This is a genomic window from Sphingomonas sp. CCH21-G11, assembly GCF_001555965.1.
Lineage (GTDB): Bacteria > Pseudomonadota > Alphaproteobacteria > Sphingomonadales > Sphingomonadaceae > Sphingomonas.
In genome coordinates this window covers 53,794-75,872 of the sequence record NZ_LSHX01000033.1, presented here as the reverse complement: position 1 = coordinate 75,872, position 22,079 = coordinate 53,794, and the positions used below count along the sequence as shown (strand labels likewise).

The following is a 22,079-nucleotide window of genomic DNA, read 5'->3' as shown; positions in this document are numbered from 1 at the left end:
ACGCCGGGTCGCCAGCATGGGTCGAATGACAAGGGAAGCAAATGGCTGACTATGTAATTATTGGAGGTGGGTCGTCGGGCGGCGTTATCGCCAGCCGGTTGTCCGAGGACCCCGATGTCACCGTTTGCCTGCTCGAGGCAGGCGGCCCAGGCACCTCGCCGCTTGTGTCCACGCCCGGCGCTTTTGCGGCGCTGATCCAAGACTATCGGATCAATACGCTCAACTGGCGGTTCAACACCGACCCTTCAAAGGCGCTCAACGACCGCCGCCTCTACAATCCGCGCGGGAAGATGCTGGGTGGATCGAGCGGTATGAACGGGATGGTCTATATCCGCGGCGACCGGTCGGATTTCGACCACTGGGCCGAACTCGGCAACGACGGCTGGGGTTACAACGATGTCCTGTCCTATTTCCGCAAGGCTGAGAATAATGAGCGCGGTGAGGATGAGTTTCACGGCTCGTCGGGACCGCTTCACGTATCCAACGGCAAGCGCGAATTCGATGTCTATGATGCTTTCATCGAGGCGGCGACTGGACTGGACCATCAAGCCAATCCGGACTTCAATGGTGCCAGCCAGGAAGGTGTCGGCATCTATCAGTTTACCGTGAAGGACGGGAAGCGCGCCAGCGTGAAGGCGTGTTACCTTGATCCGGTGATGGGCAGGCGCGGCAACCTCCGCGTCGAAGTACATGCCCGCGTCCATCGTATCAGGTTTGAGGGCAACCGCGCGGTGGCAGTCGAGTATTCCCAGGACGGGCAGTTGAAGACGATCCCGTGCGAAAAGGAAGTCATTGTCAGCGCCGGCGCCTATAATTCGCCCCAACTGTTGATGCTTTCCGGTATCGGACCGCGTGATGAGTTGGAGAAGCATGGAATCGAAGTGATTCATGATATTCCCGGTGTCGGCCAGAATCTTCACGACCATCCTGACCTGATGCTGGTTTACCAGTCGAAGAAGCGGCTCGGGATCGCACTCAATGTCGTTGGCGCGCTCAAGACCGTGCGAGACCTATTCCAGTATCTCACGCAAAGGAAAAGCTGGCTGGCATCGCCGCCCACGGCTGCAGGCGGTTTCTTGCGATCCGCGCCGGGGCAGAACCGGGCGGACTGCCAGGTCCATGTCGTGCCGCTCGCCTATCGCGACCATGCGCGCGACTACAAGCTGATGACGAAATGGGGCTATACGATCATTCTCAATATTGGGCGCCCAAAGAGCCGCGGCTGGGTTGCCTTACATGACTCAAACCCCGAATCCGATCCCAAGATGGACCTCAATCTCTTGAGTCATCCCGACGACCTCAAGACGTTGCGCAATGCCTTCCGTGTCGTGCAGGAGATCCTGCATTCGGATCGCATGAAGGCGATGATGAAACGGCCTCTCTATCCTGACCGCTACCTTGAAACTGATGAAGAGATCGACGCCTATATCCGGGCAGAAGCCAATCATGCTTATCATCCGGTGGGAACATGCAAGATGGGCACCGACGAGATGGCGGTGGTCGACAACCGCCTGCGCGTTCACGGCCTCGCAAATATCCGCGTGGCCGATGCCTCGATCATGCCATCAGTCGTCAACGGCAACACCAATGCAACCTGCATCATGATCGGCGAGAAAGCCGCCGACATGATCCGGCACGATAATATGAGCAGCAAGAATAGCATCGCAGAATATTGAATTGGACGATTGGATCAATGCTGCAGACACAGATGCTTACGAAAAGAAGTCCGGAGAGGCCTATCGCATGTCAGTTTATTATGTGTCGACTGCGCCATTGTGGGCGAGCGCCTTAGAGGAGCGCGGCTGATGGACGTCCGTACGCAAATACGTCGCGCCGCACGTTATTTCGCCCAGCAAGAGGCTCTCGTTCACGGCCACAGGCGGTTGACTTTCTCGGAAGCCTGGTTGCGCGGCGTGAAGCTCGCAAATGCTCTTGCGGAGTGCGGCCTTCAACCGGGTGACCGGATTGCTACGCTGGAGAAGAACTCCATCGAGGCCGCCGACATCATACTGGCGGCTGCCATTGGAAACTATACGCGTGTTCCTCTCTATGCGCGCAACCGATGTGAAGCGCACGCCCATATGATCGCGAGTACCGGATCTCGGTTGGCGCTGGTCGATGAGGCATTGGCTTCGGAGTTGGCGGGGCTGGATGCCCAAGCTCCGACGCTTGAGCGGATCATTATCCGCGATCACAACTATGAGAATTGGTTGGCGACAGCCTCGGACCGGGATCCTGATCCCGTCGTCGCGCCGGAGGACTATTGTGTCATCCGCCACACCGGCGGCACGACGGGCAAACCCAAGGGCGTTGCCTATCGGCACCGTTCATGGATGACGATCTCCGCCGCATTTTTCAGCATCGGCCCCCAAGTGGCCCCAGGGGATGCCATTCTGCATGTCGGCCCGTTGTCCCATGCATCGGGCTTCCTGTTCGTGCCGGCCTGGTATTGCGGCGCCCGCAACGTGATGATGGACGGCTTCGATCCAGCGTCCTTTCTTGACACTCTCGAGCAGGAACGGATCAGCCATGCCTTTGTAGCCCCCACCATGCTCAATGCCATAGTGCATCACGACGGGGCATATGGCCGCCACTTTCCGAATTTGAAGTTTCTGCTGAGTGCTTCAGCGCCGATCTCCGAGCCGACGCTTCGCAAGTCGTGCCAGATATTCGGGAATCATGTTCTTCATTCGGGCTATGGACAGACCGAAATCCTGCCCATCGCGTCTATGGGGCCCAACGAGTGGTTCGGCGAATTTGAAGGTTCTGCCCCAATTCGGGCGGTCGGACGTCCCATGAGTGGCGCCGATATCGAAATCCGTAACGAGGACGGAAAGGTGCTGGGACCAAACGAGCCCGGCGAGATCGTCGCACGGTTCGAAAATGGCCAGATGGAGGAATTCTGGAACGATCCGGAGGAAACCGCCCGGCGCATGGAAGATGGCTGGGTCAAAACCGGCGATGTCGGCATGATCGACACAAACGGATTTTTGTATCTGCTCGATCGCAACAACGACATGATCGTGTCAGGCGGCTTCAATATCTATCCCACCGAAATCGAAAACGTAATTGCCGACCATCCCGGTGTACTCGAGGTCGCGGTCTTTGGCGTGCCCCATGAAAAATGGGGTGAAACGCCGCTTGCAATGGTGCGTGTCAAGCCCGGAGCACAAATCACGGAGACCGAGATAATAGATTTGGTGCGCCAGCGTCTGGGCTCCGCAAAAAAGCCAAGCAAGGTCGTTTTTACCGCCGAGCCACTGCCGTTGAGCAATGTCGGAAAGGTGCTTCGTTCAAAGCTTCGAGAGCCCTATTGGGCGGGCCAGGACCGGCGCATTTCGGGGGCATGACCGACGCAGCCATCCTAGCCACATCCTCTATTCCGGTGACCGCCTGCCGGCGCGCGGGAGACTGCAATGGACTATGAATACATCCTGGTTGAGCAACGCGGCCCAGCGCTTTGGGTGACCCTCAACCGGCCGGCAGCGTTGAACAGTCTGTCGTTGGCTTTGGCCGAGGAACTCGCCGCAGCGATCGAGGCAGCGGAAGCAGATGCGACGGTGCGCGCTTGCATTCTTACCGGCGCCGGACGGGCGTTTTGCGCTGGCGCGGATCTGCTCGCAATTGGCGATGGAACAGGCGGACAAACTCTCGCCGAACGCTTAAATCTGTTTCTGCCGCCGCTCGGTCAGGCTTTTAACAGGATCGAGACGTCGCGCCTTCCGATAATTGCGGCGGTCAACGGCCTTACGCTCGCCGGCGGCTTGGAACTGGTGTTGTGCTGTGATCTCGTCATTGCCGCGCACCCGGCCAGATTTGGCGACGCCCATGCAAATTACGGCCTGTTGCCCGGCGGTGGAGGGTCGGTTCGACTCCCTAGGAAGATCGGCGAAGCGCGTGCGAAACATCTGATGATGACCGGCGGGACCATCTCGGCTGCCGAGATGAAGGAAGCCGGACTCGTGACCCAACTGGTTGCTCCCGAGGATCTCATTGCGGCAGCGCAAGCGCTGGTAGAATCTCTTGCAGAAAAGAGCCGGCCAGGGCTCGCCTACATGAAGCAGCTAGTCCGCGCTGCGCAGGATAGCTCGCTCGAAGTCGGGCTGCGTCAGGAACTCGAAACCATGGCTGCTTACGCCTTGTCCAACGACATTGTCGAAGGACTGGCGGCATTCCGGGAGAAGCGGAAGCCCGATTTTTCCGACCGGTGAGACCTGATCGGATGCGGAACACATTGGAAGAATGGATCAACGAATGACCGACATATTCGTCATGGGGGTTGGGATGACCCCGTTCGGAAAACAGTTCGACAAGAGCCTGAAAATGCTCTGCGCCGAAGCTTCGTCGCAGGCCTTTTCCGACGCAGGATGCACCGCCGGCGATGTCGAAGCCATCTTCTTCGGCAATTGCGTCCAGGGGCATATGGAGGGCCAGGACATGATCCGCGGCGAAATCGTGGCGCGAGCGATGGGCATCTCAAGCGTTCCCGTGGTGAATGTCGAAAACGCATGTGCGACGGCTTCCACGGCCTTGCACATGGCCGCCGCCTATGTTCGATCGGGGGCAGCGGATGTCGTACTCGCGCTCGGCGCGGAGAAGATGTACTCGCCCGACAAGGCGCTCATGTTCAGTGCATTCGATGGCGCTTGGGACGTGCATGAAACCGAGTCGGGCCGCGCGCAGCTGCTGGCCATGGGCAATGGCGTCGATGTTCCGGAAGGAACGACATCGAGTCAGCCTTACAGCGTTTTCATGGATGTATACGCCGCGATGGCACGCGCGCACATGAAGACCTACGGCTCGACGCAAGCGCAAATCGCGGCCGTCTCGGCGAAAAATCACATGCATTCGACGCGCAATCTGCTTGCCCAGTATCGCCTCCCATATACCGTCGAAAGTGTACTCGCTGCGCCTCCGATCGTTTACCCGTTCACACTGCCGATGTGCTCCCCGATCAGCGACGGCGCCGCCGCTGCGATCATCTGCAGCGAAGCCGGTCGGCGCAAACTGTCGGCAGCCCCGGACAGGGCGCTAAGAATCCTGGCGTCTGTGCTGCAAACCGGCGCCGCGCGCGATCCCTTTGATTATGACCACCATGTCAGCCGCCTTGCGGCGAACCGGGCCTATGCGATGGCCGGCGTGGGGCCAGAAGATATTGGCGTCGCGGAGGTGCATGACGCCACGGCGGTTGGCGAGATCATTGAAATCGAGGCGCTCGGCCTGACGCCGCCTGGCGAGGGCGGACTCGCGGCAGAGCGCGGTGAGACGGCGCTGGGTGGGCGTATTCCGGTAAACACGTCGGGCGGGCTTGAATGCAAGGGACATCCGATCGGCGCCACCGGGCTCGGCCAAATCTACGAGCTTGCGCTGCAATTGCGCGGCGAGGCGGAAGATCGACAGGTTCCGAATGCCCGGTTCGCGATCGCGCAGAACGGCGGAGGTGTCATCGGGGTGGAAGAGGCGGTGGTCGCCGTCACGATCCTGGGCCGGTAGTTGTCAGAGCGCGCCTAGGGAAACACGGGGTCACGATATGAACTTTGAGCTGTCCGATGAACAACGCATGGCGGTGGAAACCGTCCGCCGCTTTCTCGACAACAAGCTTGAGCCGGAAATCCGCCGGCATGGGGAGCGATTCATCCCCAAACCGCTCATGAAGGAATGGACTCAAGCACTGACCGGCTATGGCCATATTACCGCACCGCATCAGGAGCAATGGGGCGGGCTTGATATGGGATGGCTCACTCATCTGCTCATTTTCGAGGAGATCGCCTATTCCTCGCTCGATGTGGCCATACCCGGCTTCATCAACGCGGTTGGCGCAGAACTCATCCGCCGCTTCGCCCCGGAGACGATCAAGCAACGCTATCTTGCCGACCTCGTCGCGGCCGAGAAGTTCGTTTCGCTCGGCATCTCGGAGCCCGATGTCGGCTCGGACGTCGCCGCCATCAAGACACGCGCCGTACGAGACGGCGATTTCTGGGTCATCAATGGCGAAAAGACCTGGATCACCAACGGAGCCTACTCGGACATCTTCATCTGTACGTGCAAGACTGGCGAAAATGAAGTCACTCACATCCTGGTCGATCGTGACGAGAGTGAGTATGAGGTGCGCGATATCCAGAAGATGGCGCTCAACGGCCAATCGACTGCACAGATATTCCTGTCCGATTGCCGCGTACCGGTGGCAAACACGATCGGCCGGGTCGGCGATGGATTGCGCAATACGTTGCAAGTGTTCGAGATTGCCCGCTGCCATATGGCGATGTGGAGTATCGGCATCGCACGGCGAGCAATGGATGAGGCGATCGCGTACGCTCGCGATCGCGCGCAGCATGGCAAGAAGATCGCCGGCCATCAGCTGATCGCCGACAAGATCGCCATCATGGCGACCAAGATCGACGCAGCCCGTCTGTTGACGCACCGGGCAATATCCCTCGTCCAGGCGGGCACGCGCGCAGAGACGGAATGCTCGATGGCCAAGTGGTACGCCACCGAAATGGCGATCGAAGCGACGCGCGATGCGCTTCAGATCCATGGCGGCAACGGCGTCACCCGCGAATTCATCGTTGAGCGGCTGGTGCGTGAGGCGATCATTTGCCCCATCCCCGATGGCACGACGGAGATTCAAAAGCTTGTTGTTTCGCGCGCCCTGACCGGCATTCAAGCCTTTCGGTAAGGCTCAGACGAAAACGACAGCGTCGACGGAAATGGAGCCGCGTGCCTGACTCGCACAGGATCAAATGCGCAGATGCGTCGCTCAGGTAAAAGAGGCAGACAAGCGATGGACGAAGAGCTTCGTTTCGATGGCAGGGTAGTGGTTGTGACCGGAGCCGGAGGCGGACTTGGGCGCCAGTACGCGCTGATGTTTGGCGGGCGCGGAGCCAAGGTGGTGGTGAATGATCTGGGTGGCGACGAGAAAGGGAGCGGCAGCTGCTCCACAGCCGCTGACAATGTGGTCGACGAAATTCGAGCCACGGGCGGTCAGGCGGTGGCAAATTATGCGTCGGTCGAGGAGGGCGCGCTGATCATCCAAGCCGCGGTTGACAACTTCGGAACCGTTGACGTCGTCATCAACAATGCCGGCATCCTGCGCGATGTGAGCTTCCACAAAATGACCGACGAAGACTGGACACTGCTTCAGCGGGTCCATCTGAATGGGACGCGGGCAGTGACGCAGGCAGCATGGCCGATACTGCGCGACAAGGGCTATGGCCGCATCGTCATGACCACGTCTGCAGCCGCAATCTACGGCAACTTCGGTCAGGCCAACTATGCCGCAGCCAAGCTCGGAATATTGGGGCTTGCGAACGCGCTGGCGGAGGAGGGGCGGTCCAGAAACATCCAGGTTAATACGATCGCCCCAATCGCCGCATCGCGTATGACCGCGACTGCCTTTCCACAAGAGTTTCTCGCCAATCTCAGAGCGGAAGCGATCAGTCCATTGGTCGGTTGGCTTGCGCACGAGAATTGCAGCGAAACCAAAGGGCTTTTTGAAGTTGGAGCCGGCTATATCGCCAAGCTTAGGTGGGAGCGCGCGCTTGGGCACGCCTTCGGAGCGGACAGGGCGTTCACGCTCGATGATGTCGCCCGGCACTGGGGTAGAATTGTCGACTTCACGGATGCCGAGCACCCGCTCGGGCTGAATGACAGCCTTGAGGCGGTAGAACGGGCGCTGAGAGCGTAATCAACCCGATGAATTACCATGATATTTTTGAGCGGCCGTCGGGCTGCCGATGGCGTCGTGCTGCCGCCAGATATCGATGAGCAGCAGGAATAGTTCTGCAGCGAATTGAATTGGACGACGGCCCTCAAATGCGTAAGCGATGTTTTCAGGTCACGTCGATCCAAGGCATGAGGTCGCCGACGCCGTTTGCTGGATGACCATGGGCGAGCTTGGTGAGCGTCTCGGTCAGCCATGTGTGCGGGTTGATGCCGGCGATCTTGCAGTTCTCGATCAGCGTGGCGATAACCGCCCAGTTGTCGCCGCCCTCGTCGGAGCCCGCGAACAGGGCATTCTTGCGGTTGAGGGCCAGAGGTCTGATCGACCGCTCAACGGTGTTGGTATCGAGCTCGACGCGGCCATCATCAAGGAAGACGGTGAGCCCGTCCCAGCGGCTGAGCGCGTAGCGTATCGCTTCGGCCAGCTTGCTCTTGGTACTGACCTGACGGAGCCGAGCCTCCAGATAGTAGTGCAGATCAGCGACGATGACGCGGGCGTGCTCGTTGCGGACTGCGCGACGATGATCGGCATCGGTGCCGCGAACCTCGCTCTCGACGGCATATAGACCGGCGATCCGCTGCAGCACCTCGGTAGCAACCGGTGACTTGTCGGCGAGATCGAAGAACTTGCGCCGGACGTGTGACCAGCAAAACGCGAGAGTGATCTGCTGCTGCCGCTTGGCGAGCGCTGTATATCCGCCATAGCCGTCGACCTGCAGGATGCCTGCAAAGTCCCCCAGATGCGCTTCGGCGCGCTCGCTCTTGCGGTCGGCCGCATAGACATAGGCCATCATCGGCGGATCGATACCGCCCCATGGGCGATCATCGCGGGCATACGCCCATAGCTGGCCGGTCTTGGTCCGCCCTCGTCCTGGATCGAGCACTGGCGCTGTCGTCTCGTCGGCAAACAGCCGCTCGGATCGTCGCAGTCGTTCCAGGATATGGTCCCGCAAGGGGCGAAGATACCATGCGGACCGCCCGACCCAGTCTGCAAGGGTCGATCGATCCAACTGGATGCCCTGCCGAGCATAGATCTGCGCCTGCCGATAAAGCGGCAAGTGATCGGCATACTTGGCAACCAGCACCTGGGCGATCAGGGCTTCGGTGGGGATGCCGCCTTCGACAATACGAGCCGGTGCCGGGGCCTGGACGACCGCGCTCTCGCATGAGCGGCATCCATAGCGAGGCCGGCGGGTGACCATGACCCGGAACGTGGTCGGCACGACATCGAGGCGTTCAGCAACATCCTCGCCAATCTGGTGCAGCCCGCCGCCACAGCACGGGCAGGCCTTATCGTCGATATCGACGATCTGCTCGATCCGCTCGAGGTGCGCAGGCAGCGAACCGCGGTTGGTCTTGCGGGGACGATCGCCCTTGGGCTGAGCCGTTCCAGCCTCACGCGCCGCACGGGCTGCGCCAAGTGCCGTCTCGATATCCTCAAGGCCCAGCTGGAGCTGGTCGGGATCGAGCTGTTCGGACTTGCGGCCGAAACGGTGTCGCATGAACGCATCGATGATCGACTGCAGCCGCTCGATCTCTGCGTCAGCTTCGCCCTTGGCAACCGTCACGTCGGCAAGCTTGCGGGACTGATCGAGCGCCAGCGCACGTAGCGCTTCGATGTCTTCCGGCAGGTCCGCTTCCATCAGCATGATGGCAGTGAATCAGCAGACGAAAGCCTCGTCAACCGGCAATCTGCGGCGCTATCGGGCGGCGTCCGCCATGCACCCTCCGCCAGTCGAGACCCTCCAGCAAAGCGCCAAGTTGGGCTGCCGTAACGCGCATCACACCGTCCTGGATACCAGGCCACTTGAAGCCTCCGGACTCCAACCTCTTGGCCATTAGGCACAGGCCCGTGCCATCCCACCAGACCAGCTTGATCCGGTCAGCGCGCTTTGCCCGGAAGACATAGATCACCCCGGAATACGGATCGCCGCCATACTCAGCGCTGACCAATGCGGCCAGTGCGTCAGGACCTTTGCGGAAATCCACGGGCCGCGTTGCCACCATCACCCGCGTGCCAGGGCCAGGGCCGATCACGCACGCGTCCTGAGCGCGTCAATGACCGCTGCGATGACACCAGCATCGGCACCGCGAGCTATCTTTACAGCGACACCGTCGATCTCCAGCTCGACCACGGCAGATGCAGCGCGGCGTAGACGGCGTGGGCTGCGACGTGAAGGCCCAGCCTCTGGAACAGGGTCAGGCGTGATCACCGCTGGCACAAAGGCGGCACCTTCTGTCTCCAATGAGGAAACGTCCAGTCCCTGTTCCTTGAACTGCCTGATCAGCTCCTTGCGCCAGCCATAAATCTGCGACGGATCCAGTGCATGGCGCCGAGCGACAGCGCTGACCGGCTCCCCTCCAGGCCAGCACTCCGCGACAATCGATGCCTTCACCTCAGGCGGCCAATCCCTGCGCCTGCCAGCGCCGGTGAACACCTCAAACCGCTGAGCACCCTTACTCACAGGATCGTCACCAGGGATTATCATAGGAGCAGCGCCTCAATCATTGCAGAGGCGCGCAAAGTCGATGCTGTCAGCGATCAGCGCAAGGTGGGGTCAGCGCCCCGCTTACTCAAATGCCGCCAAACGGCATGAACTACACAATATCTCCTGGGAAGAGAGGATCAGCCATGAGAGGATGTCTATTGGCTTCTGCCGCGTTGTTGTGCTCGGGAACAGCATTTGCCCAGGAAGCAACGCCCCAGGCGAACGACCAAACCGGGAGCGCCACGGAAGCGCTGGCTGAGGACATTGTCGTTACCGCCACCAAAAAGGGCTATGGCGAAAGCGTGCAGAAAGTACCGATGGCGGTCACGGCTTTTGGTGAAGCGCAGCTGGATGCCAAGTTCGTCCAGAATCTTCAAAGTCTGAGCTACGACGTTCCCAACGTCCAGCTCGAGGATGTGGGTACGGCACCGGGCTATGCCAATTTCACTATCCGGGGCCTCGGCATCAACAGCACGATCCCATCGATCGACCCCACCGTAGGCGTTTTCACTGACGGTATTTACCTCGGCATCAACGCTGGTGTCGTGCTGGACAACTTCGACCTTGAGGGGATCGAAGTTCTGCGTGGACCGCAAGGCTTGCTTTTCGGTCGCAACGTTACCGGCGGTGCCGTGGTTGTGCGGACCACGCGGCCCAGCTTCGATTTTGGAGCCAAAGCCAAGCTATCCATTGAAACGGGACTGAAAAAGACCGTAAGCGGCACGGTTACCGGACCTATCGTCGATGACGTTTTGGCTGCCAAATTGGCCGTCTACTACAGCGACGACAATGGCTGGTTTCGCAACCGCTTCGACAATCGCAGCTTCGGTAAATCACATGACCTTATCATTCGCCCGGCACTTTCGCTCAAGGGTGGCGACCGCTTCCGAATGGATCTCCGCTATGAGCATGGCGATGTCGAAAGCGATGGAGCCCCTGTCCAGAGTCACGCGCTGTTTCCCCGCGACAGCTTCAGGTTTTCGATCAATTTCCCAGGTTTCTATGATGCCAAATGGGACCAGGCGATCGTGGAAACCAACATCGATGTCGGTCTGGGCGAAGGCGTCTTCACCAACATCGCTGGCTATCGGAAATTCCGATCCTCCGCGGGCGCTGATATCGATGGAACACCACAGTCCTTCTTTCATGCCTTTTTCGAAATCGACCAGGATCAACTCAGCGACGAACTTCGTTATGCCGGAAGGTTCGGTGACGTCGAATTGACAACCGGTCTATACTATTTTTCCCAGGATCTTCGTTACGCCGAGCTGCGGAATCTTTTGGGCGGTGCTCGGATCGTTTCCGGTGGGGGTACGCAAGACCAGACAACATGGGGCATTTTTGCTTCGACCGACTGGCATTTCACCGATACGCTGACCTTGAATCTCGGCGCGCGGTATAGTTGGGAACGCAAAGCCGTTCGGGTCTCGGCCTTACGCGCAAATGGTTGCAATCTAGACACGCTGATCTGTGCAACCAATTTCGCCGACGCGGCAAAATGGCGAGGGTTTACGCCGAAAATCGGCCTTCAGTGGAAGCCGGATGACGACACGCAGATTTATGGCCTTTACACGCGCGGGTTCCGCAGCGGCGGATATAATTTGCGCAACACCGATCCCGCTGTGCCGCCGGGGCCATTCAATCAAGAGACCCAGGACAGTTTCGAACTCGGCGCCAAGAAGCAATTCGGGCGCCACCGGATCAACCTGGCGGCCTTCTACAATCGCATGAAGGACCTGCAGCGCGAGATCAACCTGCCCGGACCGCTTGGCGTCAGCCAGGTCATACGGAACACCGCCGACGCCACAATCAAAGGCGTCGAGGCCGAGGGGCAGTTTTTTCTTTTGTCCAACCTCGTGATTTCGGGTCAGCTCGGCTACGTGAATGGCCAGTATCGCAACGTCCAGTTCGACCTCAGCGGTGATGGCGTCATCAACGATGTGGATCGTGCGCTCAAATTGCCAAGGCTGTCGCCATGGACCTATGGCGTGGGGCTGACTTATGATCAGCAGCTTGGCGAATTGGGGACAGCAACGGCGCGTGTCAGCTTCACGCATCGCGACAAGGCGGCATTCACCGACAACAACGTCGGCTTCCTTCAGGGCGCCGATATGCTCGATGCGAGCCTCACATTGGCGACCGACAACAAGCACTGGCGCTTCTCCATCTATGGCCGAAACCTCCTGAATGAGGTGACGATTGGCGGCGATACACCTTTGCCGGCGGCCTTCGGGGGCACGGGTGCAAGCCTTTCACCGCTAAACAGGGGGCGCGTCATCGGCGGAGAAGTGGCGATTAGCTTCTAGGCCATTTTCGAGGCGAGTGGAATCACCCGCCAACTCGGAAAATGCCCAAGATCAATTTGCTAGAGCATTTCCTGCCGGAAAGCCGGTTCCCACTTCTGCGCGAAATGCTCTAGCTGATCGCGACGGATGCAGCGGATTTCCGATCGCACCCCGCCCCCTTGCCGTTAATCCGATGATGCGGTGCGCCATGCCTGACGAACAAGGCTGACGAGCGCACGGCCAGCCGGTTTTACCTGCCAGCGGCTACGCACAGCATAACAAAGCGTCAATGGATCGAATAAACCGATTCCCTCCAAGGCCACGAAATTGGCGCGAAACCATGAGTTCTCGGTGAACTGTTTTGCAACCATCCCGATAGCATCGGATGTGGCAACGATCCGTCGAACCAATTGAAAATAGTCTGTCATGTGGATCCAGTCAGCGGGACGCTTACCGCTTTTTTCGTACATCTGCTGAATGATCGATGTGTAGGGTTCGGAAGATGAGGGCACTACGAATTCGAACTGGACCAGCGGCTCCTTGCTGGTCGGGTTTATCCCCAGAATGGGATGATTGTTCCGCACAAAAGGCAGTATTTCGATCGAGGCGACCCGCTCGCACTTGAATTCCGGCCAGCGTGCAAAGGCCGCTTCAAGTCCAAAGGCGACATCGATATCGCCGCGCGACAGGAGTCGCACGCCCCTTTCGCTGTTGCCCGAAACGACTTCGACGCGCACTGCCGGATGGCGCCGCAGCAAAGAAACCAGAGGTTGGGTGAGCAACCAGTCGATTGACCCTGGGAACAGTCCGATTCGAAGCGGGCCCGCATAGGCGTCGGCGCGGCGGGCTGTATCTCCGAGTAGTTCAGCTGCGTCGGCAAGCAAGCGCGCTGCGCGATCAATAAATTCGCGTCCCTCCTCTGTCGGCATCGCGCCCCGTGAGGTCCGATGGAAAAGGGAATAGCCAAGATGCCGTTCGAGTTCAGCGACACTCTTGGTCACCGCCGACTGCGTGACACCAACCGCATCCGCTGCCCTGGAGAAGGAACGAAGCTGACCAACCGCGACGGCATGCTTGAGGCGAGAATCGAGCATGGACATGCCCCACAGGAATAATTGCTCCAGAGAATGAATTAGGCGAATCAAGGTCATTTTGCCAATCTTACTTTCGACACTGCCGCCCAGCACGACTGCAACCCGTCTCGAAATCTGGAGCGGCGAAACGGCCTGGATCAAAGCGCCAAGGTCTCAGACGCAGGTATGCCTGAATGACGAAAACTGGTCCGCTTGCAGGCCTCAAAATACTCGAAATTGCGGGCATCGGCCCGGCGCCGTTTTGCGGAATGCTGTTGGCCGACCTTGGCGCCGATGTCGTCGTCATTGAACGCGTAAGCCCTAACTCCGAAAATATCGATCTTGGCAGCGGCGCCATTGTGAACCGCGGGAAACGTGTAATTGCCTTGGATCTGAAGTCCCCCGAAGGCGTCGCGCATGTCCTGGATCTCGTCCAAAGGGGCGATGTACTGATCGAAGGCATGCGGCCTGGGGTGATGGAGAGGCTCGGCCTTGGTCCCGAGGTTTGCCTAGCGCGTAACCCCCGCCTTGTATTCGGTCGCATGACGGGTTGGGGGCAGCAGGGACCTCTCGCCCAAGCGGCCGGCCATGACATCAACTATATCGCGCTGTCAGGAGCCCTTTGGTATGCTGGGCATCCCGGTGAACCGCCAATGGCGCCGCCAAGCCTGGTAGGCGATATTGGGGGTGGAGCGCTCTATTTGGCCATCGGCGTCCTCGCAGCGGCAATGCACGCGCGGGATACCGGGAATGGGCAAGTGGTTGACGCCGCGATCGTCGATGGGAGCGCTCACATGATGAACTTGCTCCTGAGCCTGAAGGCCGCCGGCCAGGTTGCCAGCATACGCGGCTGCAGCATCCTTGACGGCCCTCACTGGTACTCGACCTATCGGTGCGCCGACGGGAATTTCATCTCAGTCGGATCACTCGAGCCCAAGTTCTATGCGCTGCTTTGCAAAAAGCTGGGGTTGGCCGGCGATAGCAGTTTTGACGACGGCTATGATCGTGATGCCTGGCCCGAGCTCAAGCAGCGTTTTAGCGAGATATTCGCCATGCGGACACGGGAAGAATGGCGCACACTGCTGGAAGGCAGCGATGCCTGCTTTGCCCCCGTGCTTGATCCGGACGAAGCGGCGCGCCATCCTCATATGGCAGCGCGAGGCGTCTATCGGGAGATCGACAATATCCTCCAGGCAATGCCGGCGCCACGTTTTTCGGGCTCGTCACTACCGATCCCCGGACCGATCCCGCTGCATCATGAAGATCCGAGTACAATTCGGCGGGGCTGGAGCAAACCGGACCGCTGCGGGATTACCGCCAGAACCGACTGTTGCGAGTAGTCGGTTGGCATGGTGGGCGGCCAGCGGCCCGACACGAACGGTGATTTCATAACTATGAACCAATGCGACGCTCCGCTTCGCTGCGCTGCATTCAAATCAAAGGAGACAACGACACACAGGCACGTCAAACTATCCGATGATTCCTGTACGCCACGCCGGAACGGCGATTGCGGACGTGTCCACGGGACGTTGTTCGCATCGTGATTCGCTCGGCGCTTGAAATCAATGCTCGCCCCGGATGTGACGACGCCGATGGGATTTCCACTGCGGCGTCCACGGCCAATGTCCTGGCGTGAGGGCTTCGGTCATCGACCGATTCGACCGTCCGAATGCGGTCTTTTGGCGCGCCTGAGAATCCGCATCAGAGTTGAGTGCGCGTTGTTCGGGAATCTCATTTAAATATTTGTAAAAACGTAATAATATAGATAATAACTCCAACCTGTATCCAGTGTGGAGTAATGGTCGCAGGGCGTGAACTTACGCCCTTATGGATGCGTCGAAGTCCTTCAGTTTGAATCTCAGGAAATTGCGGCTTGCGATGCGCATCACGCAAGAAGCGCTCGCCCATGATGCGGGCACGAGCAGCTCTTATCTGAGTGCGATCGAAAATGGCCGGTCGAGCCCGACGCTGAAAGCAATGGAGCGGCTCGCGAAGGCACTCGGCGTTAATGCCGTCTATCTCTTGTCCGGCCGGATATCGATCTCGATCGTTTCGGACGACGAACTGGAAATCGGCGCGATACTGGCGCGCCCGGCGGTGACGCTCCGGCGCCATCCGCACAAGCCGACGGGGCGGCCGAGCAAGACCAAGTAAATCATCGGGGGCTGCACGCGCGTGGGCTGGAACCACGCGCCCGATAGACGCGCCCGCAACGCGCGCGTCGAAAGGAGTGCCCCTCGGTGCCGTTTCGCGACCTCGATGCCTATATTAAGCAGGCCAGGCGCGCGAACAGTGATCGCGAGCTGTTCAGTTGCAGCGAGGCCGCCGCACGCCAGCTCGGCCTCCCATGGCTCGCGATCGTCCAGAGCATGGCCTTCTTTCAGCCCGGTGGGCGATATTTCCGCATGGACAATTTCCAGAGCTGGGGCGACGTTTTCGTCGCCGAAGGCTATTACCGCGACGATCCCGCCTTGCTCGCGGCGCGCTCGACAAGCCGGGCGTTCTGCTGGCACGAAATGGAGCGACTGCTGGGCGGCTTCACGCGGCGACAGGCGCGCATCGTGCGCGAAGCCGCGCGTCATGGCCTGCGCAACGGCCTCACCGTTCCGATTGGCGTCGCCGGCGAGCCGCCCGGATGCTGTACGTTCGCAACGCGCGACGGGCAATTGCCGCCATCGCATATCTGCCGGATCGCGACGCTGATGGCGAGCGAGGCGTTTACCGAGGCGCGGCGCTTGCACGGCTTTCCGGCGCGCCCGCTGAAATTACCCCATCTCAGCCCAAAGCGGCTCGAATGCTTTCGCTTGGCGGCGATGGGCAAGAGCGACGTCGAGATCGGGATCATGATGAACATCGCCCCGACGACAGTGCGCACCTACATGCGTGACCTGCGCGAACATTTCGGAATCTATTCCCGCGCGCAGCTCCCGGCGATCGCGCTCGCCTGCGGAATCGTCTGCATCGAGGAGATCGTCCCGCGGTTCTGAGCGGGATCGCCGCATCCTCAATATTGACGACTGTTTGAGCCCTTCATCTCTGCTCCCTTCGCGACTGTTCAATTTGAACGGGAGCTACTGCCATGATCCATATTGTCAAAGGGTGCTCGCTTACCGATGCGCGCGCCGCCTCGATGTTCGAGGACCGCAAGACCCTGTTCGTCGATCTGCTGGGCTGGGATGTTCCGGTCGTCGGCGGCCGCTATGAAATCGACAGCTATGACGGCGACAAGGCGGTCTATCTGATCGCCACCGACGATGGCTGCATTCACCAGGGGTCGATGCGGCTGCTATCGACAGAGGGCGCACATCTTCTCGCCGATCGTTTCGCGTCGCTCTGCGAGTGCGATGCGCCCCGGGGGGAGCAGGTTCGCGAGATTACGCGACTTTGCCTGCCGCAACGATTGGGCGCCCCCGGACGCCTGCGTGTCCGCAACCGGCTCATCTCGGCGATGGTCGATCATGCGCTCGGCAGCGGAATCACCATGCTAACCGGCGTCGTGACCGCTGCTTTTCGCGAGGAGGTTTTGGCGATGGGCTGGCGCGCAGCGCCGCTCGGCCCCGCGCGCCGCATCGATGGCGCGTTCCTTGGAGCGTTCCGCATCGAGATCTGCGCCGGTACGCCTGCGCTGCTGGCGTCGAACGGCATCTATGTACCGGGTGCGATCACTCCCGATGCGGCGGCAAGAGCCGCGTGAAGGGAATGGCGATGCACGACCCCGCCCGCCTCGCCGCGATGCTGCTCGCCGACGGTTATGTCATTGTCGATAACGCCGTGCCGACCGAGCTAATCACCGCGCTCGAAGCCGAACTCGCACCGCGCTTCGTCGCCACGCCCTTTTGCGAAGGCGGATTCTACGGAGCCCGCACCAAGCGCTTTGGCGCGTTGTTGCGGCGTTCACGGCATATCGCCGGCCTTGTGCTGCACCCGATCATCCGCGGTATCGCCGAAACGGTGCTCGGGGAATGGTGCGATCGTATCGTTCTCAACCTCACCCAGGCGATCGAAATCCATCCCGGCGCGCTCGCGCAGGTGCCGCACCGCGACCAGGATCTCTGGGGCGGCGTCAAGACCGGGATGCACTATCAGATCAACGTCATCTGGCCGATCGATCCGTTCACGCTGGAGAGTGGCGCGACGCTGGTCTGGCCGGGCAGCCATCACGATGCGGCATCGCAACCGGGCGATGCACGTCCGGTCGCCGCCGAAATGCCACCCGGCTCCGCGCTGCTGTTCCTCGGATCGATCCTGCATGGTGCCGGCGCTAACCAGTCCGATCATGTGCGCCGCGCGGTCATCACCTCCTATTGCCTCGGATGGCTGCGGACGTTCGAGAATCAGTATCTCGTCTATCCGCCCGCCATCGCTCGAGCGTTCGATCCCGATCTGGCCGCGCTCATCGGCTATGCCCAGCATCGCCCCAATCTCGGCAATGTCGAAGGCCAGTGCCCGTCCGTGCTGCTTCACCGGGACGATATCGACGGCCTCCCTGCGATCGACGCGCTGCTCCCCGGCCAGGCCGACATGCTGGATGCCTATGTCGCCGAACAGGAAGCCGCGCGTGCGGGCCTGATCGGCGGGTAACGCGGGTTCGTCGGACCGGGCGCTGCACTCATGACACACGATCCAAACCCCGAAGCAGGCGGCGGCGCGCGAACACGGATCGAGGCGGATTCATCCGCTGTGGACGGTGGAGCCACGGCGTCGTCGGCCGCGGAGCGCGCTCGGCGGGCACGCGAGCATTGCCCGTTTCTGACAACCAAGCAGGCCGCGTTCCATCTCGGTCTCGCGGGGGACACGCTCAAGAAGATGCGCCGGGAGCGGCGCGGCCCGCCGTGCCGAAAGCATGGCACCGTCTGGCGCTACCATATCGACGATATCGAGGCCTGGTCGCGCGCGAACATGCGGGAGGGAGGCAATGGCTAGGCTGCTACCCTCCCGTCTGCCGGCTAAACCCACCGCGCTGATCGGTCTCGGCGCGGCCGCGCTGGCGACCACGATCGCGCTGCCGCCAACGCCGTGGCTGGTCTGGAACGCATCGGCCAGCGCGCCGATCGGTCTCTATGCCGTCAGCGGACGGCAGGACATCGCATCGGGCGACATGGTGCTGGTCCGGGTGCCCGACCGCTGGCGCCGGCTCGCCGCCGAGCGGCGCTACATTCCGATCAATATCCCGCTGGTCAAGCGCGTCGCGGCCGCGCCCGGCGATCGCGTCTGTGCGCGCGGGCGGGAGATCTATGTCAACGGCCACCCGGTGGCCGAACGCCGCGAAGCCGATGGCCGCGACCGTCCGATGCCGTGGTGGAATGGCTGCGTGATGTTGCGTTCGGGCGCATTGTTCCTGCTGATGGACAGCCCGGATTCGTTCGATGGGCGTTATTTCGGACCGACATCGCGCGGCGACGTCATCGGCGAGGTGCGACTGCTGTGGCTGGGCTGAGGGTCGCCATCACCGCCCTGGCGCTGCTGGCGGCGGCACCGGCTGACGCGCAGTCGGTCGTTCACTGGCGGCCCTATATCGAGGCAGCCTCGGCGCGTTTCGGCGTGCCGGTAGAATGGATCGAGCGCGTCATGCGCGCCGAGAGCGGCGGGCGCACGGTGCTGGACGGGCGCCCGATTACCAGCCACGCCGGCGCGATGGGACTGATGCAGCTCATGCCCGGCACCTGGTCCGAAATGCGCGCGCGGCTCGGGCTCGGACGTGATCCCCATAGCCCGCGCGACAACATATTGGCGGGGACGCTCTATCTTCGTCTGATGTATGACCGCTTCGGTTATCCCGGACTGTTCGCAGCCTATAACGCGGGACCGGCACGCTATGCCGAGCACGTGCGGACCGGCCGCGCGCTGCCCGGTGAGACCCGCGCCTATCTCGCGAGCGTCGCCGGAGTGCCCGTCAATTCCCGGTCGGCTGTCACGGCCGCCAGTGCAACGCCGCGTACCGTCAATGCCATCTTCTTCGCGATCGGCGACCGGCCCCCTGCCGGCCGGAGCGAAGCCGGTGCGGCCACGCTGTTCGTCGCGCTGCGATCGACGTCGCCCGAGAAGAACGCGCCAGACCGCCCATAGTGCGAGCCGATCGGGGCTTCATGCCGAATCGTGTTTCTGCTATGTTCCGAGCCTATGGAGTTGGTCGTGATGTTGCTCGGTCTGATCCTGTCCGCCACCGGCATCGTCCTCTTCGCCTGGGCGATGTTCCGGCTCGCCGTCTTCGCACTCCCGGTCGGGCTCGGTGCGGCCGCATTTCTGTGGGCGGGGGGTGGCGAACTGGGGCCGTTGCTCGGTCTGCTTCTCGGCCTCGTCGTCGGCGTCGCGGTCTTGCTGATCGGACGCATGCTCATCGCGTCGCGGTTGCCCGTTCCGCTTCGCGGAGCGATCGCGCTTCTCTTCGCCGTGCCCGCCGGGATCGCCGGCGGCAGTGTCGTCTCCAGCCTGATGCAGCTCGGCGGTGCGGGGCCGACCGCGACCGGCATCGCCGCGGCGGTCGGCGCGATCATCATCGCCGGTGCCGCCATGATGAGCCTGTTGCCCGCGATGACCGCTTGCACCGGTTCGAACGGATCCCCGCTGCACGGTTGATCTGTTGGGGCCAGTGGGCCGAGTGCTCGCTCCTCGTGTCACCGCGCGCATGGCGACCACGACGAGAGTGCTTCAAGACGGCAGGGTCTGACCTGACGCATCCGGGTTTTCAGGCGCCTCGCGCCTGCGGCGCGACCGCCGCTCTATTCCGCTAGGCTCACATCCGTTCGCCAAGCTCCACCGGGCCACGCTTCGCGCGTCCCGGCCAAAGGTGACGATCGGACTGGCGGGATGCCGGAGCCTTGCTCCGGCCTGTCGTCGCCGCGCCTGACCGGCGCGGCGGCATTTTTCGTTGGGCCTTCCCCTCGTCGCGCGGGTGGGCGGCGCTCCCTTCTGGGCCCGGCCCGGCGTCCCGCAAGCCGGCCTTCGACTGCGCTCGGGTCCGGCTCCTCCATTGCATTTCGGCCCTGCGGGTGCGGACCGCCTCCTGGCCGCGCCCGGCAGGTCGCAATTCGCCGCCCACCCCCGCTCCGGGGGAGGCCCTGGGGTTTTTGGGGCGGCATTGGAGGATAGCCATGCACCAGACCGGCAGCCAACGCGCGCGCGCAGAGGGCAGCAAACGCCAGCCCCCGGCGGAGCGCGCCAATCTTTACGACGAGGTGACGGGCCGCATTGTTTCCGAACTTGAGGCGGGCCGCTTCCCTTGGGTCCAGCCTTGGGGCCGCCCCAATGGTCAAGGCTTCTCCGCCGCCCCCGGCCTCCCGCGCAACGGGCTCACCAGCCGCAATTACAGCGGCGTCAATGTCCTGATCCTGTGGGGAGCAGTGATCGAGAACGGCTATCCGTCGCAATCGTGGCTGACCTTCCGCCAAGCCTTGGAGGCGGGCGGCAATGTCAGGAAAGGCGAGCGCGGGACAAGGGTTGTCTATGCCGACCGCTTCACCCCCGAAGCCGAGAAGGAACGCGCGCGCCAGACCGGCGGCGAAGCCCGCGCGGTGCCGTTCCTCAAACGCTTCACCGTGTTCAACGTCGCACAGTGCGAAGGCTTGCGCCCCGGCCTTGCCACCGACCCCGCACCGCTTCCCGAACGCCAAGTCGTGCCGATCGCCGAAGCGGTCATTGCGGCATCGGGCGTCGATTTCCGCATCGGTGGGGACAAGGCCTACTATGTCCCGAGCGCCGACTATGTGCAGGTGCCCCCGCAACCGGCCTTCCACGAACAGATCAATTTCTACCGGACGGCGCTGCACGAACTCTGTCATGCCAGCGGCCACCCGTCGCGCCTCAATCGCAATCTGCGCAATGCGTTCGGCAGCAAGGACTATGCGCGCGAAGAATTGATCGCCGAGATGGGATCGGCCTTCCTTTGCGCCGCGCTCGGCATCGTGCCGACCGTTCGTCACGCCGATTATCTGGCATCATGGCTCGACGTGCTGCGCGAGGACAATCGCGCGATCTTTCGCGCGGCCAGTCAGGCGAGCAAGGCCGCCGATTGGCTGCTTGCCCGCTACGCCGAGACGCAGGACGAAGGGAGGGAAGCGGCATGATTACGCTCCCCCATGCGATCCTTTCGGCGCTGCGCGCGAATGCGCGCGCCAGCCGCCTCCACGAGCAGCGCGACGAACGGTTCGACCCGTTCCCGGTGGTCAAATTCTTCAATCCGGTCGGCGCGGCGACGTGGATCGCCACCGAGCTTTACGACGATGGAGACACGCTGTTCGGCCTCGCCGACTTGGGGTTCGGATGCCCGGAAATGGGCGTGTTCTCGCTTACCGAGATTGCGGGCGTCCGCTTGCCCTTCGGCCTGTTCATCGAGCGCGACGAGCATTTCGAGCCGCTGGCCCCGCTTTCGCTATGGTCCGATACCGCGCGGCGCATGGGTGCAATCGTTCTGGCCGAAGCCGAACTTCGCCGCATCACCGATAGCCGGAACGGCAACGAGCTTCCGCCGCCTCTTGATGATCGAGGGGCCGGATGACGCGCGGCGCGTTTCGCCG

General features: G+C 61.5%; 22 protein-coding genes. 18 read left to right on the top strand and 4 right to left on the bottom strand.

The features are described from left to right. Positions 1-41: 41 nt before the first annotated feature. The 6 genes from AX676_RS09045 to AX676_RS09020 all read left to right on the top strand — a co-directional run bounded on the left by AX676_RS09045 (position 42) and on the right by AX676_RS09020 (position 7,684). Positions 42-1,676, top strand: coding sequence for a GMC family oxidoreductase (locus AX676_RS09045; RefSeq protein ID WP_082730782.1), 1,635 nt, complete (start codon positions 42-44; stop codon positions 1,674-1,676). 129 nt (positions 1,677-1,805) lie between these two features. Then, entirely contained in the window at positions 1,806-3,350 is a 1,545-nt protein-coding gene (locus AX676_RS09040) for a class I adenylate-forming enzyme family protein (protein WP_026108915.1), read from the top strand. Positions 3,351-3,416: 66 nt separating this feature from the next. After that, positions 3,417-4,211 carry an enoyl-CoA hydratase/isomerase family protein gene (locus AX676_RS09035; RefSeq protein ID WP_011415062.1) on the top strand — a complete coding sequence of 265 codons (795 nt, stop codon included), beginning with the start codon at positions 3,417-3,419 and terminating at the stop codon, positions 4,209-4,211. Between the two features lie 43 nt (positions 4,212-4,254). Continuing rightward, complete coding sequence (locus AX676_RS09030) at positions 4,255-5,493, top strand: thiolase family protein (RefSeq protein ID WP_011415063.1); 1,239 nt, start codon at positions 4,255-4,257, stop codon at positions 5,491-5,493. Between the two features lie 37 nt (positions 5,494-5,530). After that, the gene (locus tag AX676_RS09025; protein WP_017499968.1) at positions 5,531-6,676 is read left to right on the top strand and encodes an acyl-CoA dehydrogenase family protein; all 1,146 of its coding nucleotides are present in this window, start codon (positions 5,531-5,533) and stop codon (positions 6,674-6,676) included. A 105-nt stretch (positions 6,677-6,781) separates the two neighbouring features. Beyond that, a complete protein-coding gene (locus tag AX676_RS09020) occupies positions 6,782-7,684 on the top strand; it encodes an SDR family oxidoreductase (RefSeq protein ID WP_011415065.1) in 903 nt (300 codons plus the stop codon). 145 nt (positions 7,685-7,829) lie between these two features. On the opposite strand, the gene tnpC is transcribed toward AX676_RS09020, so the two are convergent. The 3 genes from tnpC to tnpA are packed head-to-tail and all read right to left on the bottom strand — an operon-like array spanning position 7,830 to position 10,208. After that, positions 7,830-9,368 carry an IS66 family transposase gene (tnpC, locus tag AX676_RS09015; RefSeq protein WP_066110541.1) on the bottom strand — a complete coding sequence of 513 codons (1,539 nt, stop codon included), beginning with the start codon at positions 9,366-9,368 and terminating at the stop codon, positions 7,830-7,832. Positions 9,369-9,399: 31 nt separating this feature from the next. Next, on the bottom strand, positions 9,400-9,726 hold the full coding sequence (gene tnpB / locus AX676_RS09010) for an IS66 family insertion sequence element accessory protein TnpB (RefSeq protein WP_110300478.1): 327 nt from the start codon (positions 9,724-9,726) through the stop codon (positions 9,400-9,402). Between the two features lie 26 nt (positions 9,727-9,752). After that, the gene (tnpA, locus tag AX676_RS17265; protein ID WP_066045783.1) at positions 9,753-10,208 is read right to left on the bottom strand and encodes an IS66-like element accessory protein TnpA; all 456 of its coding nucleotides are present in this window, start codon (positions 10,206-10,208) and stop codon (positions 9,753-9,755) included. A gap of 158 nt (positions 10,209-10,366) precedes the next feature. On the opposite strand from tnpA, the gene AX676_RS09005 reads away from it, so the two are divergent. Then, a complete protein-coding gene (locus tag AX676_RS09005; protein ID WP_208598043.1) occupies positions 10,367-12,514 on the top strand; it encodes a TonB-dependent receptor in 2,148 nt (715 codons plus the stop codon). A 164-nt stretch (positions 12,515-12,678) separates the two neighbouring features. On the opposite strand, the gene AX676_RS09000 is transcribed toward AX676_RS09005, so the two are convergent. Then, the gene (locus AX676_RS09000; protein WP_208598042.1) at positions 12,679-13,644 is read right to left on the bottom strand and encodes a LysR family transcriptional regulator; all 966 of its coding nucleotides are present in this window, start codon (positions 13,642-13,644) and stop codon (positions 12,679-12,681) included. Positions 13,645-13,760: 116 nt separating this feature from the next. Between AX676_RS09000 and AX676_RS08995 the strand changes: the two genes are divergently transcribed. The 11 genes from AX676_RS08995 (at position 13,761) to AX676_RS08945 (ending at position 22,060) form a co-directional block, all read left to right on the top strand. Beyond that, positions 13,761-14,906, top strand: coding sequence for a CaiB/BaiF CoA transferase family protein (locus AX676_RS08995; protein ID WP_026108913.1), 1,146 nt, complete (start codon positions 13,761-13,763; stop codon positions 14,904-14,906). Positions 14,907-15,393: 487 nt separating this feature from the next. Continuing rightward, complete coding sequence (locus AX676_RS17260) at positions 15,394-15,720, top strand: helix-turn-helix domain-containing protein (RefSeq protein WP_017499963.1); 327 nt, start codon at positions 15,394-15,396, stop codon at positions 15,718-15,720. 86 nt (positions 15,721-15,806) lie between these two features. Beyond that, the gene (locus tag AX676_RS08985) at positions 15,807-16,553 is read left to right on the top strand and encodes a LuxR family transcriptional regulator (protein WP_017499962.1); all 747 of its coding nucleotides are present in this window, start codon (positions 15,807-15,809) and stop codon (positions 16,551-16,553) included. Between the two features lie 92 nt (positions 16,554-16,645). Next, positions 16,646-17,260: an acyl-homoserine-lactone synthase gene (locus AX676_RS08980; protein ID WP_017499961.1), complete on the top strand. Its 615-nt coding sequence runs from the start codon at positions 16,646-16,648 to the stop codon at positions 17,258-17,260. 5 nt (positions 17,261-17,265) lie between these two features. After that, a complete protein-coding gene (locus AX676_RS08975) occupies positions 17,266-18,147 on the top strand; it encodes a phytanoyl-CoA dioxygenase family protein (protein WP_017499960.1) in 882 nt (293 codons plus the stop codon). Between the two features lie 30 nt (positions 18,148-18,177). Continuing rightward, positions 18,178-18,489: a helix-turn-helix domain-containing protein gene (locus AX676_RS08970; RefSeq protein WP_081095412.1), complete on the top strand. Its 312-nt coding sequence runs from the start codon at positions 18,178-18,180 to the stop codon at positions 18,487-18,489. Then, positions 18,482-19,003, top strand: a complete 522-nt coding sequence (locus AX676_RS08965) for a S26 family signal peptidase (protein ID WP_017499958.1) — start codon at positions 18,482-18,484, stop codon at positions 19,001-19,003. The genes AX676_RS08970 and AX676_RS08965 overlap by 8 nt, the downstream gene beginning before the upstream one ends. Then, positions 18,991-19,632, top strand: coding sequence for a lytic transglycosylase domain-containing protein (locus AX676_RS08960; protein ID WP_017499957.1), 642 nt, complete (start codon positions 18,991-18,993; stop codon positions 19,630-19,632). Before AX676_RS08965 ends, AX676_RS08960 begins: the two co-directional genes overlap by 13 nt. Before the next feature lie 66 nt (positions 19,633-19,698). Continuing rightward, a complete protein-coding gene (locus tag AX676_RS08955; protein ID WP_136175471.1) occupies positions 19,699-20,142 on the top strand; it encodes a hypothetical protein in 444 nt (147 codons plus the stop codon). Positions 20,143-20,657: 515 nt separating this feature from the next. After that, on the top strand, positions 20,658-21,629 hold the full coding sequence (locus AX676_RS08950; RefSeq protein WP_017499955.1) for an ArdC family protein: 972 nt from the start codon (positions 20,658-20,660) through the stop codon (positions 21,627-21,629). After that, entirely contained in the window at positions 21,626-22,060 is a 435-nt protein-coding gene (locus tag AX676_RS08945) for a DUF2958 domain-containing protein (RefSeq protein ID WP_017499954.1), read from the top strand. Before AX676_RS08950 ends, AX676_RS08945 begins: the two co-directional genes overlap by 4 nt. Positions 22,061-22,079: the final 19 nt, after the last annotated feature.

Bases quoted from the DNA above. Each gene is read 5' to 3' on its own strand.
- AX676_RS09035 (WP_011415062.1), top strand. From the start codon at position 3,417: ATGGACTATGAATACATCCTGGTTGAGCAACGCGGCCCAGCGCTTTGG.
- AX676_RS09040 (WP_026108915.1), top strand. From the start codon at position 1,806: ATGGACGTCCGTACGCAAATACGTCGCGCCGCACGTTATTTCGCCCAG.
- AX676_RS09000 (WP_208598042.1), bottom strand. From the start codon at position 13,644: ATGACCTTGATTCGCCTAATTCATTCTCTGGAGCAATTATTCCTGTGG.
- AX676_RS08945 (WP_017499954.1), top strand. From the start codon at position 21,626: ATGATTACGCTCCCCCATGCGATCCTTTCGGCGCTGCGCGCGAATGCG.
- AX676_RS08950 (WP_017499955.1), top strand. From the start codon at position 20,658: ATGCACCAGACCGGCAGCCAACGCGCGCGCGCAGAGGGCAGCAAACGC.
- AX676_RS09030 (WP_011415063.1), top strand. From the start codon at position 4,255: ATGACCGACATATTCGTCATGGGGGTTGGGATGACCCCGTTCGGAAAA.
- AX676_RS09025 (WP_017499968.1), top strand. From the start codon at position 5,531: ATGAACTTTGAGCTGTCCGATGAACAACGCATGGCGGTGGAAACCGTC.
- tnpC (WP_066110541.1), bottom strand. From the start codon at position 9,368: ATGCTGATGGAAGCGGACCTGCCGGAAGACATCGAAGCGCTACGTGCG.
- AX676_RS08965 (WP_017499958.1), top strand. From the start codon at position 18,482: ATGGCTAGGCTGCTACCCTCCCGTCTGCCGGCTAAACCCACCGCGCTG.
- tnpB (WP_110300478.1), bottom strand. From the start codon at position 9,726: ATGGTGGCAACGCGGCCCGTGGATTTCCGCAAAGGTCCTGACGCACTG.
- AX676_RS08980 (WP_017499961.1), top strand. From the start codon at position 16,646: ATGATCCATATTGTCAAAGGGTGCTCGCTTACCGATGCGCGCGCCGCC.
- AX676_RS08995 (WP_026108913.1), top strand. From the start codon at position 13,761: ATGACGAAAACTGGTCCGCTTGCAGGCCTCAAAATACTCGAAATTGCG.
- tnpA (WP_066045783.1), bottom strand. From the start codon at position 10,208: ATGATAATCCCTGGTGACGATCCTGTGAGTAAGGGTGCTCAGCGGTTT.
- AX676_RS09020 (WP_011415065.1), top strand. From the start codon at position 6,782: ATGGACGAAGAGCTTCGTTTCGATGGCAGGGTAGTGGTTGTGACCGGA.
- AX676_RS08970 (WP_081095412.1), top strand. From the start codon at position 18,178: ATGACACACGATCCAAACCCCGAAGCAGGCGGCGGCGCGCGAACACGG.
- AX676_RS17260 (WP_017499963.1), top strand. From the start codon at position 15,394: ATGGATGCGTCGAAGTCCTTCAGTTTGAATCTCAGGAAATTGCGGCTT.
- AX676_RS09045 (WP_082730782.1), top strand. From the start codon at position 42: ATGGCTGACTATGTAATTATTGGAGGTGGGTCGTCGGGCGGCGTTATC.
- AX676_RS08975 (WP_017499960.1), top strand. From the start codon at position 17,266: ATGGCGATGCACGACCCCGCCCGCCTCGCCGCGATGCTGCTCGCCGAC.